This window comes from Streptomyces gossypii, from assembly GCF_025165795.1.
GTDB classification, from domain to species: Bacteria; Actinomycetota; Actinomycetes; order Streptomycetales; family Streptomycetaceae; genus Streptomyces; species Streptomyces gossypii.
Genome location: NZ_JAJAGO010000021.1, coordinates 1 through 15,654, shown reverse-complemented (window position 1 = coordinate 15,654; position 15,654 = coordinate 1). Strand labels below are relative to the sequence as shown.

Genomic DNA, 15,654 nt, shown 5'->3' with positions numbered 1-15,654 from the left:
ACGATCCGCCACCCACGGGCCTCACATCCCCATCGGGTGCCAGACCGTCTTCGTCTCCAGGAAGGGCATCAGCCGCCCGGTGCCCGGATCGGCCGCCCAGTCCGGGGCGGACGAGGGGCGCAGCGTGCGCTTGAGGTTGTCCGCCGCCGCGATCTCCAGCTCCTTGGCCAGCGCCTCGCCCGCACCCGCGAGGTCGATCGCGTTGACGTCCTGGTGCGCGGCCAGCGGCGCCGCGATCTCCGCCGTACGGCCCGACAGCACGTTGACAACGCCACCCGGCAGATCGGAGGTCGCCAGCACCTCGGCGAGCGAGAGCGCGGGCAGCGGGCGGTCCTCGGAGGCCACCAGCACGGCCGTGTTGCCCATGACGATCACCGGGGCGAGGACGGAGACGAGGCCGAGGAATGACGACTCCTGCGGTGCCAGCACGGCCACCACGCCGGTCGGTTCGGGGGAGGAGAGGTTGAAGAAGGGGCCCGCGACCGGGTTCGCGCCGCCCGCGATCTGAGCGACCTTGTCCGACCAGCCCGCGTACCAGACCCAGCGGTCGACGGCCGCGTCCACCTGGGCCGCCGACTTCGACCTGGAAAGGCCCTCGGAGGCGGCGACCTCGGCCGCGAACTGATCCCGGCGGCCCTCCAGCATCTCCGCGATCCGGTAGAGGATCTGGCCCCTGTTGTACGCCGTGGCGCCCGACCAGCCGCCGAACGCCTTGCGCGCCGCCACCACCGCGTCCCGCGCGTCCTTGCGGGAGGCCAGCGGGGCGTTGGCGAGCCACTTTTCCTTGGAGCCGGTCACCTCGTACACCCGTCCGCTCTCGGAGCGGGGGAACTTGCCCCCGACGTAGAGCTTGTAGGTCTTCATGACGCTCAGCCGCGCCGCGCTGTCAGACATCGAGGTATGCCTCCAGACCGTGCCGACCGCCCTCACGGCCGAAGCCCGACTCCTGGTAGCCGCCGAACGGCGAGGTCGGGTCGAACTTGTTGAACGTGTTGGACCAGACGACGCCTGCGCGCAGCTGCTGTGCGACCTGCAGAATGCGCGAGCCCTTCTCCGTCCAGATCCCGGCGGAGAGGCCGTAGGGCGTGTTGTTCGCCTTCGCCACCGCCTCGTCGGGGGTGCGGAAGGAGAGGACGGAGAGCACCGGGCCGAAGATCTCCTCACGCGCGATCCGGTGCGCCTGCGTGACGTTCGTGAACACGGTGGGTGCGAACCAGTAGCCGGCGGTGGGCAGTTCACAGGACGGGGACCAGCGCTCGGCGCCCTCCGCCTCACCCGCCTCCGTCAGCTCGGTGATCCGGGCCAGCTGCGCGGCGGAGTTGATGGCGCCGACGTCGGTGTTCTTGTCCAGCGGATCGCCGACGCGCAGCGTGGTCAGCCGCCGCTTGAGCGCGTCCAGGACCTCCTCCTGCACCGACTCCTGCACCAGCAGGCGCGAGCCCGCGCAGCACACCTGGCCCTGGTTGAAGTAGATGCCGTTGACGATGCCCTCGACCGCCTGGTCCACCGGCGCGTCGTCGAACACGATGTTCGCGCCCTTGCCGCCCAGCTCCAGTGTGAGCTTCTTGCGGGTGCCCGCGACCGTACGGGCGATCATCTTGCCGACGGCGGTGGAGCCGGTGAACGCGACCTTGTCCACACCCTCGTGCTCCACCAGCGCCGCGCCGGACGAGCCGTCCCCGGTGATGATGTTGACGACGCCCTTGGGCAGGCCGGCTTGACGGCAGATGTCCGCGAAGAAGAGGGCGGACAGCGGGGTGGTCTCGGCCGGTTTGAGGACGACGGTGTTGCCGGTGGCCAGAGCGGGCGCGATCTTCCAGGCCAGCATCATCAGCGGGAAGTTCCACGGGATGACCTGGCCCGCGACGCCGAGCGGCCGGGGATCGGCGCCGTAGCCCGCGTACGGGAGCTTGTCGGCCCAGCCGGCGTAGTAGAAGAAGTGCGCGGCGACCAGCGGCAGGTCCGCGTCGCGGGTCTCCCGGATGGGCTTGCCGTTGTCCAGGGTCTCCAGCACCGCCAGCTCGCGCGAACGCTCCTGGATGATCCGGGCGATACGGAAGAGGTACTTGGCGCGCTCGGAGCCGGGCAGGGCGGCCCAGCCCGTGAACGCCTTGCGGGCGGCCCGCACTGCCGCGTCCACGTCCTCTGTGCTCGCCTGGGCGACCTCGGAGAGCACCTCCTCTGAGGCGGGGGCGATGGTCTTGAAGACCCTGCCGTCGGACGCCTCGCGGAACTCGCCGTCGATGAAGTGGCCGTAGCTCGGCGCGATGTCGACGATCGCCCGGGACTCCGGGGCGGGGGCGTACGCGAAGGGGCTGAACGGGTCGGGTTCGGGTGCGGGGTGCGGGTGGGGGTGCGGCTGCGTGGTGTCGGATGCCATGGTGATCAGTCCACCGTCACATAGTCGGGACCGGAGTAGCGCCCGGTGCTCAGCTTATGGCGCTGCATCAGCAGGTCGTTGAGGAGGCTGGAGGCGCCGAAGCGGAACCACTCGGGGCTCAGCCAGTCGGCGCCCAGCGTCTCGTTCACCATCACCAGGTATTTGATCGCGTCCTTGGAGGTGCGGATGCCGCCCGCGGGCTTCACCCCGACCTGGGTGCCCGTCGCGGCGCGGTAGTCACGCACCGCCTCCAGCATCAGCAGGGTGTTCGGAAGGGTCGCGTTGACGGCGACCTTGCCGGTGGAGGTCTTGATGAAGTCCGCGCCCGCGAGCATCGCCAGCCAGGACGCGCGGCGGATGTTGTCGTACGTCGACAGCTCGCCGTTCTCGAAGATCACCTTGAGGTGGGCGGGGGCGGCGGTCGAGCCCTCGGGGCGTACGCACGCCTCCCGTACCGCACGGATCTCCTCGTAGACCTGGAGGTAGCGGCCGGACAGGAAGGCGCCACGGTCGATCACCATGTCCACCTCGTCGGCACCGGCGGCCACCGCGTCACGGGTGTCGGCGAGCTTGACCGGCAGCGCGGAGCGGCCCGCGGGGAAGGCCGTCGCCACGGAGGCGACACGCACCCCGGAGCAGGCGAGCGCGGCTCTGGCGGTGGCCGCCATGTCCGGATAGACGCAGATGGCCGCGACTTGGGGAGCTGTGCGGTCGGTCGGGTCGGGGCTGAGGCCCTTGGCACACAGCGACCGGACCTTGCCGGGGGTGTCCGCGCCCTCCAGCGTCGTCAGGTCGATCATCGAGATGGCCAGATCGATGGCGTACGCCTTGGCCGTCGTCTTGACCGAACGGGTGCCGAGCATCGCGGCGCGGGCTTCGAGCCCCACGGCGTCGACACCGGGCAGACCGTGCAGAAAACGGCGCAGTGAGGCGTCGGACGCGGTCACGTCCGCCAAGGGGGGAACAGTGGGCGCAGAAGACATGGTCACCACCCGAGCATATCTACACGCGTAGCGTCCTCTGTAGTGCACTCCTGGGGATCGATGCCGGACCGCAATGTCCGGCAAACGGACGGTCGGGCACAATCACCCTCATGACGAGCGAGCAGAAAGCGCAGCGGGGCGCTGTGCGCGGCAAGGACGACGACGGCGCGGTGCGCGCTGCGCGCGGAGGCCCGGCGACCCGCGGCGAGGGCTCGCCGGATGCGGCTCGCGCGTCCCGCGCGGAGGGCGGCGCGGAACGCCGCTCGGGTGCCGACGGCGGGGCAGACGGGCGCTCCGGTGAGGCCGGGCGCACGGCTCGCCGTGAAGCCGGGGCCGGAGCTGCGGGCAACGGTGCGGAGGGTGCCGACGGCGACGGAGGCTCCGGCCGGAGCGGTGAGGCCGGGCGGAAGCCCGGTGGCGCGCGGAAGGGCGCGGCCGCACAGGACGAGGGCTCGGCTCGCGCCGCCGGCAAGTCCGCAGGCAAGTCCGCAGGCAAGAAGGATGGCCGGGGCTCCGGCGGGTCCGGTCGTGAGGCCGGGGCTGCGCAGAGAGGCGCGGGAGATGCGGCCGCCGCGAAGCGCACATCGCGTGGCAAGGGCGGCGGGGGCGAGCAGGAGCCGACGTACGCCGATCGCTGCTTCCGGTCGCCGTCGGCAGTGGCCAGCGGCGTCGCGCTGCTCGCGCTCGCCGGGTGGCTCGGCTTCGATGCCGTCCTGAACGGCAGTGGCCGCACCCCCTGGGTCACCCTCTGCGGGCTGTTGTTCTTCGCTCCGGCCGTGACGGCGTACACGCTGCGGCCCGCCGTGTTCGCGGGGAAGGAGCGGTTGCGTGTCCGCAACCCGATGCGGACCATCACCGTGCCGTGGACCTCGGTCGAGTCGCTCCAGGCCGGGTACACCAGCGAGGTGATCGCGGACGGGACCAAGTACCAGCTGTGGTCCATCCCGGTCTCGCTGCGTGCCCGCAAGGGCGTGCACCGGCACAACGAGCGCGTGCAGGCCGGGCAGCCGCCGCGCAACGGCTTCATGGGCTTCGGTAAGCAGGCCGTCGTCAGCGAGGCGGACATGAGCGAGCAGCGTGCCGCCTCCGACCAGGCGATCGACGAGCTGCGTGAGCTGGCTCTCCGCCACGGTGAGGACGGCGAGGCCCCCTGCACCCCGGGCCCGGTCGCGGTCCGCTGGGCATACGAGCTGATGATCCCGACCCTCCTGGGAGCGATCGGACTGCTGGTCCTGTACCTGACGCGCTGATCGGTGGTGGCCCGTCACACGGCCAGAATCTCCACGGCGTCTTCCATCCCCTTGAAGTCGTCGGCGTTCCGTGTGAAAAGGGCGAGCCCGTTTGCGGCAGCCGTGGCAGCGATCATCAAGTCCGTCCGGCGCGGGCGCGGATCACGACCAGCCCTGATCGTGAGCGCCACCATGGTGCCGAACCGTCGTGCCGCTTCCCGGTCGAAGGGAATGCTCGCGAATTCCGTTTCGGCGTCCGAAAGCCGCTGCGCACGGGCGAGCACTTCCACCGGATCCTTGGCCATGGCCACGCCTTGGGACAGTTCAGCGAGTACCAGCGTCGGGATGGCGGCGTTCATCGGGAGCAGGATCGGATCGATGCTCGGGAGATCGATGATGACGCAGGTATCGAGCAAACCATGCTCGCGCTGTGTGGTCACCGACGCCGCCACGGATCAGCGTCATCATCCACTCGGTCCTCAGTGCCGTAGAACTCGTCGGCCTCGGCGCGCATCCGGGTCGCGTCGACCTGTGGTGCGTGCTGCCATTTGCGCTGGAGCTCGGCCACGGGGACGAAGCGTCGCCGTGGCTCTATGGGCCGCACCTCGGCGATCTCGTTCCCGTTGCGCGTGACGCGATAAACCGTGCCCGCTTCGACGTCGTCGAGCACGGCCTTGGACTGAGCGGCCAGCTCGCGCTGCGTGATGGTTTTCATGTGTGTCAGTGTATCGCGTCGTGTTGCGCTGTCATGCGAGCGATCATGGTCAGACGCCCGCTGCCGCGCTCACGTCTGTGCTCAGGGCGTCCAGGACGCGCCGGGCCGCGGTGCGGGCGTCGGGGAGGGCCGTGGCGTCGGCGACCGGGACGAACGCCTCCAGATAGCACTTCAGCTTGGGCTCGGTGCCGCTCGGCCGGACGACGACGCGGGCCGCGCCGTCCGCCAGCCGGTAGCGGAGCCCGTCCGTGGGGGGCAGCGTGGGGGAGCCCTTGCTGAGGTCGTCGACCGAGGTGACCGGGAGCCCCGCCAGGGTGGTCGGCGGGGTGGCGCGCAGCCGGTCCATCGCCTTGCCGATCAGCGAGAGGTCCTCGACCCGCACCGAGAGCTGGTCGGTGGCGTGCACGCCGTACTCGACGGCGAGGTCGTCGAGCAGGTCGGTCAGGGTGCGGCCCGCGAGCCGCAGCTCTGCGGTGAGTTCGGCGATCAGCAGCGCGGCGGTGATGCCGTCCTTGTCGCGTACGCCCTCGGGGTCGACGCAGTAGCCCAGCGCCTCTTCGTAGGCGTACCGCAGGCCGTCGGCGCGGGCGAGCCATTTGAAGCCCGTCAGCGTCTCCTCGTACGGCAGCTGCGCCGCCTCGGCGATGCGGGCGAGCAGTGAGGAGGAGACGATCGTCGTCGCGAAGGTGCCCCGGGCGTGCTTGTGCACCAGGTGGGTGGCGAGCAGTGCGCCCACTTCGTCGCCGCTGAGCATGCGCCACTCCGCCTCGTTGGCGGGGTCGGGGACGGCGATCGCGCAGCGGTCCGCGTCCGGATCGTTGGCGATGATCAGGTCGGTGCCGGTGGCGCGGGCCGTCGCGAAGGCGAGGTCCATCGCGCCCGGCTCCTCCGGGTTGGGGAAGGCGACGGTGGGGAAGTCCGGATCGGGTTCGGCCTGCTCGGGGACGGAGACGGGTGCCGGGAATCCCGCCCGTACGAAGGCGTCGCGCAGGGTGCGGGTGCCGACGCCGTGCAGCGCGGTGTGGACGACGCGCACCTCGCGCGGCGCGCCCTCGGTGAGCACCGCATCCGTACGGGCGAGGTAGGAGTCGACGATCTCCTCTCCCAGCGTCTCCCAGCCCTCGGTGGGGCGCGGCACCTCGGACAGCGGGCCGATCGCGGCGATCTGGGCGGCGATCTCGGCGTCCGCGGGGGCGACGATCTGGGAGCCGTCGCCGAGGAAGACCTTGTAGCCGTTGTCGCGCGGAGGGTTGTGGCTGGCGGTGACGGTGACACCCGCGACGGCGCCCAGCCTGCGTACGGCGAACGCCAGTACGGGTGTGGGCAGCGGGCGGGGGAGCACCGCCGCGCGCAGCCCGGCGCCGGTCAGGACGGCGGCGGTGTCGCGGGCGAAGTCGGCACTCTTGTGGCGGGCGTCGTAGCCGATGACGACAAGCCCGCCCGGCTGGTCGCCGGGGTGCTCGCGGGTGTGCCCGCCCGCCCGCAGGTATCCGGCCAGCCCGGCGGCGGCCCGGATGACGACCGCGCGGTTCATCCGCATCGGCCCTGCGCCCAGCTCGCCGCGCAGCCCGGCCGTACCGAACTGGAGCGTGCCCGAGAAGCGGTCCGCCAGCTCGTCCGGGTCGGCGGTCTCGATCAGCTTGGCGAGCTCCTCCCGGGTCTCCGGATCGGGATCCTCGGCCAGCCAGGCGCGGGCCCGGCCGACCAGCTCGCCGGGGATGGGGGTGCTCGCGGTGGGCTGAGTGGGCACGGTTCCTGCCTCTCGGATGGCTGGCACGGGCGGGGCTGCGGCGGGGGCTGCGGTGGGGACGGGGGGAACGGGCGGGACAGGTGAGACGACTGGGTGAGACGTCTCGGGCGGTAGGGCGGGCGGTAGGGCGGGTGGCATGGACGGGGTGGTACGGAGCGGGCCGTACGGGTTGCCGGGCCTTCGGCCGGCAACCGGCCGACACGGCGGACCGGCCTCACGCCCCGATTGCGGCGCTCTCCACACGAGTGCCCGCCGACAGGGCAGTCGATGCGCCTGCCGTGTGAGGGTTCCCGTCAGAAGCCGTTGCCTCACGACCTGATCCACTGGCTGCCGTGCACCAGGCCATGCACCAGGCCGTGCACCAGGCAGTCACCCCGGCCGGGCACTCGGCACCCGACGGGGGGCAGCCACGACAGCTTCTCAGATCCTGCGCAGTACCTGGGCGAGCAGAGAACCCATGCGGCTGGCCGAATCCCGACCCGCCTGCAGGACCTCCTCATGGCTGAGCGGTTCACCGGTCATGCCGGCCGCCAGGTTGGTGACCAGGGAGATGCCGAGCACCTCGGCACCCGCCTCGCGCGCGGCGATGGCCTCCAGCACGGTGGACATGCCGACCAGGTCGCCGCCCAGCGTGCGGATCATGCCGATCTCGGCGGGCGTCTCGTAGTGCGGCCCGGTGAGCTGGACGTACACGCCCTCCTCCAGCGAGCCGTCGATCTCCTGGCACAGGGCGCGCAGCCGGGGGGAGTAGAGATCGGTCAGGTCGACGAAGTGGGAGCCCTCGATGGGGGAGGCGGCCGTCAGATTGATGTGGTCCTGGATCAGTACGGGCTGGCCGGGGCGCATGCCCGGGCGGAGACCGCCGCAGCCGTTGGTGAGCACGATGGTCTTGCAGCCCGCCGCGACGGCCGTACGGATGCCGTGGGCGACGGCGGCGACGCCCCGGCCCTCGTAGTAGTGCGTGCGGCCGAGGAAGACCAGCGCGCGTTTCTCGCCGATCTGGTACGAGCGCACCGTGCCCGCGTGTCCGGCCACGGTCGGTGCGGGGAAGCCGGGCAGTTCGGTGACGGGGAACTCCCGCTCGGGCGCCCCGAGTGCCTCGGCGGCGGGGACCCAGCCGGAGCCCATGACGAGTGCGACGTCGTGGCTGTCCACCCCGGTCAGCTCGCGCAGCCGCGCGGCTGCGCCCGCTGCGGCCTCGGCCGTCTCGGCGGGGCGTGCGGGCTGCGACTCCTCGGAGGAGCGGGAGACCGGGGTCTCGCCCGGGGTGCGGGAAGGGTATTCGTCGGCGTTGTCCGAAGTGGGAGATGCGTTCACGCGTTGAGCCTAGCGCGATTGTGCCTACGCGCGTAGAAGGAGTGGCGGAGTACGTCGGAAACCACAGGTTCCCGCTACGTTCCCGGTGCATTTCCCTCACGGGGCGGCGGACCCCTCACGGGGCGGCGGATCGGCCGGTGAACGTTCCCGTTCACAGCACTAGCAGGGCCGCTTGCGCAGTTCCATCACGTAGTCGTGCGGTGCTCCGGCCGACTCCGCCGCGTCCGCGATCTCGCCGAGGTAGCGGGCGGAGGGGAGGCCGCCCTCGTAGCCGTTCAGCACGTAGCACCACGCGGGCTCGTCGCCGTCCAGGGTGTGCACCCGCATCCGCATGCGCCGGTAGATGTCGAGTCCGACGCCCTCCCAGCGGTCCATCGCGTCCTCGTCCATGGGCGCGATGTCGTAGAGCCCCACGAAGACCTGTGAACGTGGTGCCTCGACCAAGGTCGCCAGCGCGCCCTCCCAGCCCATGTGCTCGCCGCCGAAGGTGAGGCGCCAGCCGTCCAGCCAGCCGGTGCCGCGCAGCGGCGAGTGCGGTGCGCGGCGTGACATCAGCCGCGCGTCGAGGGAGCCAGCGTAGGCGGCGTAGAGCGACATGGGTCGAGGGTACGGGAGCGGCGCGCGGGCGTCCGTGCACCGCGAGGGGGTGCGGGGGCGGTCCGGGCGCCGTGCGTGGAGGGCGCGGGCGCGGCGCGCGGAGGGGGCGCGGTGGGCGCCCCGTACTCCTCCGACGCGGCACCTCGGTACCGGTCCCCGCCTCGCCGGGCGGGGGCGCCCGTACGATCGCCGCCTGGGTGCGAGACACTGGAGCATGTGACTCGGATCGTGATCATCGGTGGTGGGCCCGGCGGCTATGAGGCGGCGCTGGTGGCCGCGCAGCTCCAGGCGGAGGTGACCGTCGTCGACTGCGACGGTCTGGGTGGTGCGTCGGTGCTCACCGACTGCGTGCCCTCCAAGACGCTGATCGCGACCGCCGAGGTGATGACCAACTTCGACTCCTCGCACGAGGAGCTCGGTATCAAGATCGAGGACGACACGGCGCCGCTCGAGCAAGGCGCCCGCGTCGTCGGTGTCGATCTGGGCAAGGTCAACCGCCGGGTCAAGCGGCTCGCGCTGGCGCAGTCGCACGACATCACGGCCTCCGTCACCCGTGCGGGTGCGCGCGTCATGCGCGGCCGGGGCCGGGTGGAGCCGAACCAGGCGCCGGACGGCTCGCGTGAGGTCGTCGTGCGGGCGGCGGACGGCAGCGAGGAGCGGCTGACGGCCGACGCCGTGCTGGTGGCCACCGGCGGTCACCCGCGCGAGATCCCGGACGCCCGTCCGGACGGCGAGCGCATCCTGAACTGGACGCAGGTCTACGACCTGGAGGAGTTGCCGGAGGAGCTGATCGTCGTCGGTTCCGGGGTCACCGGCGCCGAGTTCGCGGGCGCGTACCAGGCGCTCGGCTCGCAGGTCACCCTCGTCTCCTCGCGTGACCGGGTGCTCCCGGGCGAGGACCCGGACGCGGCGGCCGTGCTGGAGGACGTCTTCCGGCGCCGCGGGATGAACGTGATGGCGCGCTCCCGCGCCGCCTCCGCGAAGCGGGTCGGCGACCGGGTGGAGGTCACGCTCAACGACGGCCGGACGATAAACGGGTCGCACTGCCTGGTCGCGGTCGGCGCGGTGCCCAACACGACGGACATGGGTTTGCTGGAGGCCGGGGTCCGGCTGCGGGATTCGGGCCACATCTGGACGGACAAGGTCTCCCGTACGTCCGCACCCGGAGTGTACGCGGCGGGGGACTGCACCGGCATCTTCGCGCTGGCCTCGGTCGCGGCGATGCAGGGCCGGATCGCGATGTACCACTTCCTGGGTGAGACGGTCGCGCCGCTGAACCTCAAGACCGTCTCCTCGAACATCTTCACCGACCCCGAGATCGCGACCGTCGGCTACTCGCAGTCGGACGTCGACGAGGGCAAGATCGACGCCCGGGTCGTCAAGCTGCCGCTGCTGCGCAATCCGCGCGCGAAGATGCAGGGCATCCGGGACGGCTTCGTGAAGCTGCTCTGCCGCCCGGGCACCGGCATCGTGGTGGGTGGCGTGATCGTCGCCCCGCGCGCGAGTGAACTGATCCATCCCATCTCGATCGCCGTGGACAACAACCTGACGGTGGAGCAGATCGCCAAGGCGTTCACGGTGTACCCGTCGCTGACAGGCTCGATCGCCGAGGTGGCGCGGCAGTTGCACAGCCGCAAGGAAGCCGACGGGCGATAGGTCCGTGCCGCTCATTTCCTCCGCGGCGGCTTATACCACCCGCGCCACTTTCACATGAACAGTTTCCGGTAATTGGCGCAAGCACGTGAAAGCAGACGGTCGGCGGGGTTACTGTCAGTTCCGTGTTCGCTGCAGAACGTCGCCAATTGATCCTTGAAATGGTCCGGGCCACTGGAGCCGTGTCGCTCCGGGAGCTCGCCCGAGTCGTCCAGACCTCCGAAGTGACCGTCAGACGCGACGTGCGGGCGCTTGAGGCCGAGGGGCTGCTCGACCGCCGGCATGGCGGAGCCGTACTGCCGGGGGGATTCACCCGGGAATCCGGCTTCCCGCAGAAGTCCCTGGCCGCCACCGCCGAGAAGACCGCGATCGCTGATCTGGCCGCGGGCCTGGTCAGGGAGGGCGAGGCCGTCGTCGTGGGCGCCGGTACGACAACGCAGGAGCTGGCGCGCAGACTTGCCCGGGTGCCGGGTCTGACCGTTGTCACCAACTCGCTGCTGGTCGCGCAGGCGCTCGCTCATGCGAACCGGGTCGAAGTGGTGATGACCGGCGGCACCCTGCGCGGCTCCAACTACGCACTGGTCGGCAGCGGGGCGGAGCAGTCCCTCCAGGGCCTGCGGGTCTCCCGGGCCTTCCTCTCCGGAAGCGGGCTCACCGCCGAACGCGGGCTCTCCACCTCCAACATGCTCTCCGCGAGCGTGGACCGAGCACTCGTGCAGTCCGCCGCCGAGGTCGTCGTCCTCGCCGACCACACGAAGCTGGGCACCGACACGATGTTCCAGACCGTGCCGTCCGAGGTGATGTCGCGGCTGGTCACCGACGAGCCGCCGCCCCAGGACGCCCGCGCGACGACGGAGTTGCAGGCCCTGGCGGACCAGGGGGTGCACATCAACCTCGCGGTGCCGGGCACGGCGGGCGGTGGCGGCGGGCCGAACGGTCCGGGCGGTCCCGGGCCCGGCAGCCCCGGCGGCCCCAGCAGTCCCGGCAGCCATGGCGCCCATGCCCGGCGGGACGGGCCGCTGCCGGGGCAGCGGCGGCTCCGTCCGCCGCGCGGAATCGGCGGCACCTCCGGACCGTCCCCGCTGCGCAGCGCACCGCCGCCGTCGTCGGCGCTGCCGGAGGCGTTCCGCTGACACCTTTGGGGCGGCGGCCGTCAGCGGCGCTCGGTGGCGGTCAGTCGGTGCGTGTCGCCGCTGTCGAGGTCGATGACGGCGAGGTCGATGACGGCGAGGCCGTTCCAGAATCCGTCCCGGGTGAATCCGCCGGTGACATGGGCGGTGCGGCCGTTCCGGGAGACGGCGGCGTCCTCGTGCGGGCCGTCGAGCGGGTAGTGCCGTTCCGCGCCGTCCCGCTGTCGCACGGTCAGTGACGGGCCCTCGTCCTCGGCCGGGTCGGGGGCTTGACCGGACAGCGGGACGGCCGGACGGCCGGACGGCCGGACGGGCGGCGGGTGAAGTGGCCGCCGCCCGTCTCGTGCGTTTCCGGGGCGCCCCGTTCAGGCGTGCCCTGGTGCTCAGTCCTTGTCGGAGCTCAGTCCTTGATCTCGCAGATGACGGACCCCGCCGACAGCGAGCCTCCCACCTCCGCCGCGAGGCTCTTCACCGTCCCCGAACGGTGGGCGTTCAGAGGCTGCTCCATCTTCATCGCCTCCAGGACGACGACGAGTTCGCCCTCCTCCACCCGCTGGCCCTCCTCCACCGCGATCTTGACGATGGTGCCCTGCATGGGCGACGCCAGCGCGTCACCGGACGCCGCGCTGCCGCCCTTCTTGGCGGCCTTGCGCTTGGGCTTCTTGCCCCCTGCGGCCGCGGGCGCGCTGGAGACACCGAGCGACGAGGGCAGCGAGACCTCGAGCCGCTTGCCGCCGACCTCGACGACGACCACCTCGCGGGCACCCTCGGCCTCGTCCTCCTCCACCCCGGGGGCGGCGAAGGGCTTGATCTCGTTGACGAACTCGGTCTCGATCCATCGGGTGTGCACGGTGAACGGATCGCTGGTGAAGGCCGGGTCGACAACGACCGCCTGGTGGAAGGGGATTGCCGTCGCCATCCCCTCGACCGTGAACTCGCCCAGCGCACGGGCGGCCCGCTGCAACGCCTGCTCGCGCGTGGCGCCGGTGATGATCAGTTTTGCAAGCAGCGAGTCCCAGGCCGGGCCGATGACCGAGCCCGTCTCGACGCCCGCGTCCAGTCGTACGCCGGGCCCGGTCGGTGCGGTGAAGGTGGTGACGGTGCCGGGGGCGGGCAGGAAGTTGCGCCCCGGGTCCTCGCCGTTGATGCGGAACTCGATGGAGTGGCCGCGCAGTACCGGGTCCGGGTAGCCGAGCGTCTCGCCGTCGGCGATCCGGAACATCTCGCGGACCAGGTCGATGCCGGTGACCTCCTCGGTGACCGGATGCTCGACCTGGAGCCGGGTGTTGACCTCCAGGAAGGAGATGGTGCCGTCCTGCCCGACGAGGAACTCGCAGGTGCCCGCGCCGACATAGCCCGCCTCGCGGAGGATGGCCTTGGACGCGCGGTACAGCTCGGCGTTCTGCTCCTCGCTCAGGAAGGGCGCCGGTGCCTCCTCGACGAGCTTCTGGTGCCGCCGCTGGAGCGAGCAGTCCCGGGTCGAGACGACCACGACGTTGCCGTGCTGGTCGGCCAGGCACTGGGTCTCGACATGCCGGGGGCGGTCCAGATAGCGCTCCACGAAGCACTCGCCGCGCCCGAAGGCGGCGATCGCCTCGCGCACCGCCGAGTCGTACAGCTCCGGCACCTCCGCCAGTTCGCGGGCCACCTTCAGGCCGCGGCCGCCGCCGCCGAAGGCGGCCTTGATGGCGATGGGAAGCCCGTTCTCCTTGGCGAAGGCGACGACCTCGTCGGCGCCCTTCACCGGGTCCTTGGTGCCCGCGACGAGCGGGGCTCCGGCGCGCTGCGCGATGTGACGGGCCGCCACCTTGTCGCCCAGATCGCGGATCGCCTGCGGCGGCGGGCCGATCCATGTGAGCCCGGCGTCCATCACGGCCTGGGCGAACTCGGCGTTCTCCGAGAGGAATCCATAGCCCGGGTGCAGGGCGTCCGCTCCGGAATCGGCGGCCGCGGCCAGCACCTTGGTGACATCCAGATAGCTCGCGGCCGGAGTGTCACCGCCCAGTGCGTATGCCTCATCCGCGACCCGGACATGCAGTGCGTCCCGGTCCGGTTCGGCGTAGACCGCCACGCTCGCGATCCCGGCGTCCCTGCAGGCACGGGCAACCCGGACAGCGATCTCGCCGCGGTTGGCGATGAGCACCTTGCGCACGATGACTCCCTCCTCGAAACAAGGTGAGTTTAGGTAGTGGTGACACCACACGCCGAGCCGCTCACGGGCGTGAGCTTGCCCACTCGGAGTGTGCTCCGGGGGCAGCCGCGCCCCGTTATCCCTTGTCACTCCACGGTACGCCGGGTTTTGTGAGCTGCCCGCCGATCGCAGATGTGGTTAACGTCTCTGTACAACTCATGACGGTCAATTCACCGTTATTTGTGGAGACCCTACGAATGGCAGTCAATAATTTTGCATTCCCGTCTTCCTCTTGCCCCGGTTCTTACCCGTGAGTAGCCTGCGGACTGCCGCAGACGCCCGAAACGGCACCCTACGGCGGCGCCGTGAGGGTGGTGCGGTGAGAATAATGCCGTGAGGACCGAGGGGTGGGAGCGGGATGGCCCGGAGATCCGTTGCCGGGATCACAGCGGTGGTACTGGCCCTTGAAGCGATCGGGATCGTACTCCTCCATATCTTCCTCGGCATGGTCGTCGACGACCAGCAGATGTCCCTCGCCGGGCTCCAGCCGCGCGCCATGACGCTCGGCGCGGTCGTCGCGGGCTCGCTCCTCGGCTGCTACCTCCTGCTGTGCGCCGGTGCGTTGACGAGGATGGCCATCAGTGACCGGGCGCCCGGCAGTTTGCCGAGAATCCTGCTCATCGGCGCCGCCGTGCTGCACGGCGTGCTCGGTGCGCTCACCGTCGGGCTGGTGGGCTGGGCGGCGTTCGCCCTGATGACCCTGGTCCTCGCGCTGATCGTCGGTTCGCTGGTCTCCTACGGCGAGCGGCTGCCGCCCACCCGGCAGGTGCTCAGGCCCACAGGTCGGTGATGCCGATGCCCAGCTCGCCCAGCAGCCCGCGCAGCAGCGGCAGCGACAGGCCGAGCACATTGCCGTGGTCCCCGTCGATGCCGTCGACGAAGGGCCCGGAGAGCCCGTCGAGGGTGAACGCTCCCGCGACCTGCAGCGGTTCGCCGGAAGCGACATAGGCCGCGATCTCGGCGTCCGTCGGCTCACCGAAGCGCACGGTGGTCTTCGCGGTCGCGGAGGTACGGGCGCCGCCGGCCGTGTCGATCACGCAGTGGCCGCTGCACAGCACCCCGGTGCGGCCGCGCATCGCCTTCCAGCGTGCCGTGGCGTCCTCCGCGTCGGCGGGCTTGCCCAGCGCCTGACCGTCCAGCTCCAGCACCGAATCGCAGCCGACGACCAGCGCACCGGCGGCCTCCGGACGCAGCGACACGGCCTCCGCCTTGGCCTCCGCCAGCACCCGGGCCAACTCACCGGGCGTGGGGGCGTCCAGCGCGTCCTCGTCCACGCCGCTGACGATCACCTCGGGCGCGAACCCCGCCTGCCGCAGCAGCGCGAGCCGGGCGGGCGACCGCGAGGCGAGGACGAGCCGCCGCACGGGACGCACGGGACGCACGGGCTGTGCGGACGGCTGTGCGGCGGGCTGTACTGCGGGCTGTACTGCGGGCTGTACTGCGGGCTGTACGGGGCGGCTGTCGGGGCTCATGGGGCCATCGTAAGCAGCCCCGGACAGGCGCTGCCGGACAGGCACCGGCAGTCAGCGGGCACGGGAGAGGACGAGGGCGGCGAGGACGGCGACGGCGAGCACCCGGAAGAGGCGTGCCAGCATCGCCTGCGTCGCGCGCAGTTCCTCGGGCGGTTCGTCGTCGGGATCGGACCAGAGCATGCGCCCGATCCTCCACCGCACCTGGCTGTGGCGCCTGAGTACGCGTACTCAGGCGCC

At 71.3% G+C, this 15,654-nt stretch carries 16 protein-coding genes; 4 read left to right on the top strand and 12 right to left on the bottom strand.

Translation table 11 applies throughout. The features are described from left to right. Positions 1-21: 21 nt before the first annotated feature. From LHJ74_RS31900 to deoC, 3 genes are read right to left on the bottom strand one after another with little or no spacing between them, the layout of a single operon-like run. Positions 22-894 carry an aldehyde dehydrogenase family protein gene (locus LHJ74_RS31900; RefSeq protein ID WP_260221783.1) on the bottom strand — a complete coding sequence of 291 codons (873 nt, stop codon included), beginning with the start codon at positions 892-894 and terminating at the stop codon, positions 22-24. Further along, entirely contained in the window at positions 887-2,380 is a 1,494-nt protein-coding gene (locus LHJ74_RS31895; RefSeq protein WP_260221782.1) for an aldehyde dehydrogenase family protein, read from the bottom strand. The genes LHJ74_RS31900 and LHJ74_RS31895 overlap by 8 nt, the downstream gene beginning before the upstream one ends. A gap of 5 nt (positions 2,381-2,385) precedes the next feature. Next, entirely contained in the window at positions 2,386-3,363 is a 978-nt protein-coding gene (deoC, locus tag LHJ74_RS31890; RefSeq protein ID WP_260221874.1) for a deoxyribose-phosphate aldolase, read from the bottom strand. A 110-nt stretch (positions 3,364-3,473) separates the two neighbouring features. On the opposite strand from deoC, the gene LHJ74_RS31885 reads away from it, so the two are divergent. After that, entirely contained in the window at positions 3,474-4,613 is a 1,140-nt protein-coding gene (locus LHJ74_RS31885) for a PH domain-containing protein (protein WP_260221781.1), read from the top strand. A 14-nt stretch (positions 4,614-4,627) separates the two neighbouring features. Here the strand turns inward: LHJ74_RS31885 and LHJ74_RS31880 are convergent, their stop codons facing one another. From LHJ74_RS31880 to LHJ74_RS31860, 5 genes are all read right to left on the bottom strand, one after another. Beyond that, on the bottom strand, positions 4,628-5,032 hold the full coding sequence (locus LHJ74_RS31880; protein WP_260221780.1) for a PIN domain-containing protein: 405 nt from the start codon (positions 5,030-5,032) through the stop codon (positions 4,628-4,630). Beyond that, the gene (locus tag LHJ74_RS31875) at positions 5,029-5,307 is read right to left on the bottom strand and encodes a type II toxin-antitoxin system Phd/YefM family antitoxin (RefSeq protein WP_260221779.1); all 279 of its coding nucleotides are present in this window, start codon (positions 5,305-5,307) and stop codon (positions 5,029-5,031) included. The genes LHJ74_RS31880 and LHJ74_RS31875 overlap by 4 nt, the downstream gene beginning before the upstream one ends. Before the next feature lie 49 nt (positions 5,308-5,356). Further along, a complete protein-coding gene (locus tag LHJ74_RS31870; protein ID WP_446033494.1) occupies positions 5,357-7,057 on the bottom strand; it encodes a phospho-sugar mutase in 1,701 nt (566 codons plus the stop codon). 420 nt (positions 7,058-7,477) lie between these two features. Beyond that, positions 7,478-8,230: a purine-nucleoside phosphorylase gene (locus tag LHJ74_RS31865; RefSeq protein ID WP_375546883.1), complete on the bottom strand. Its 753-nt coding sequence runs from the start codon at positions 8,228-8,230 to the stop codon at positions 7,478-7,480. 303 nt (positions 8,231-8,533) lie between these two features. Beyond that, a complete protein-coding gene (locus LHJ74_RS31860; protein ID WP_260221777.1) occupies positions 8,534-8,971 on the bottom strand; it encodes a gamma-glutamylcyclotransferase family protein in 438 nt (145 codons plus the stop codon). 207 nt (positions 8,972-9,178) lie between these two features. On the opposite strand from LHJ74_RS31860, the gene LHJ74_RS31855 reads away from it, so the two are divergent. Both LHJ74_RS31855 and LHJ74_RS31850 read left to right on the top strand, forming a co-directional pair. Beyond that, entirely contained in the window at positions 9,179-10,627 is a 1,449-nt protein-coding gene (locus LHJ74_RS31855; protein WP_260221872.1) for an NAD(P)H-quinone dehydrogenase, read from the top strand. A 158-nt stretch (positions 10,628-10,785) separates the two neighbouring features. Then, positions 10,786-11,757 carry a DeoR/GlpR family DNA-binding transcription regulator gene (locus tag LHJ74_RS31850; RefSeq protein ID WP_260221871.1) on the top strand — a complete coding sequence of 324 codons (972 nt, stop codon included), beginning with the start codon at positions 10,786-10,788 and terminating at the stop codon, positions 11,755-11,757. Positions 11,758-11,777: 20 nt separating this feature from the next. Here LHJ74_RS31850 and LHJ74_RS31845 read toward each other — a convergent pair whose 3' ends face one another. Next, positions 11,778-11,984 carry a hypothetical protein gene (locus LHJ74_RS31845; RefSeq protein ID WP_375546882.1) on the bottom strand — a complete coding sequence of 69 codons (207 nt, stop codon included), beginning with the start codon at positions 11,982-11,984 and terminating at the stop codon, positions 11,778-11,780. Between the two features lie 170 nt (positions 11,985-12,154). Then, positions 12,155-13,906: an acetyl/propionyl/methylcrotonyl-CoA carboxylase subunit alpha gene (locus tag LHJ74_RS31840; RefSeq protein ID WP_260221776.1), complete on the bottom strand. Its 1,752-nt coding sequence runs from the start codon at positions 13,904-13,906 to the stop codon at positions 12,155-12,157. Positions 13,907-14,303: 397 nt separating this feature from the next. Here LHJ74_RS31840 and LHJ74_RS31835 point away from each other — a divergent pair, with 397 nt between their 5' ends. Then, positions 14,304-14,735, top strand: a complete 432-nt coding sequence (locus LHJ74_RS31835; protein WP_260221775.1) for a hypothetical protein — start codon at positions 14,304-14,306, stop codon at positions 14,733-14,735. On the opposite strand, the gene LHJ74_RS31830 is transcribed toward LHJ74_RS31835, so the two are convergent. After that, on the bottom strand, positions 14,716-15,417 hold the full coding sequence (locus LHJ74_RS31830) for a Maf family nucleotide pyrophosphatase (RefSeq protein ID WP_260221774.1): 702 nt from the start codon (positions 15,415-15,417) through the stop codon (positions 14,716-14,718). The genes LHJ74_RS31835 and LHJ74_RS31830 overlap by 20 nt on opposite strands. Positions 15,418-15,468: 51 nt before the next feature. Continuing rightward, positions 15,469-15,597: a morphogenic membrane protein MmpB gene (gene mmpB / locus LHJ74_RS31825; protein ID WP_260221773.1), complete on the bottom strand. Its 129-nt coding sequence runs from the start codon at positions 15,595-15,597 to the stop codon at positions 15,469-15,471. Positions 15,598-15,654 lie beyond the last annotated feature (57 nt).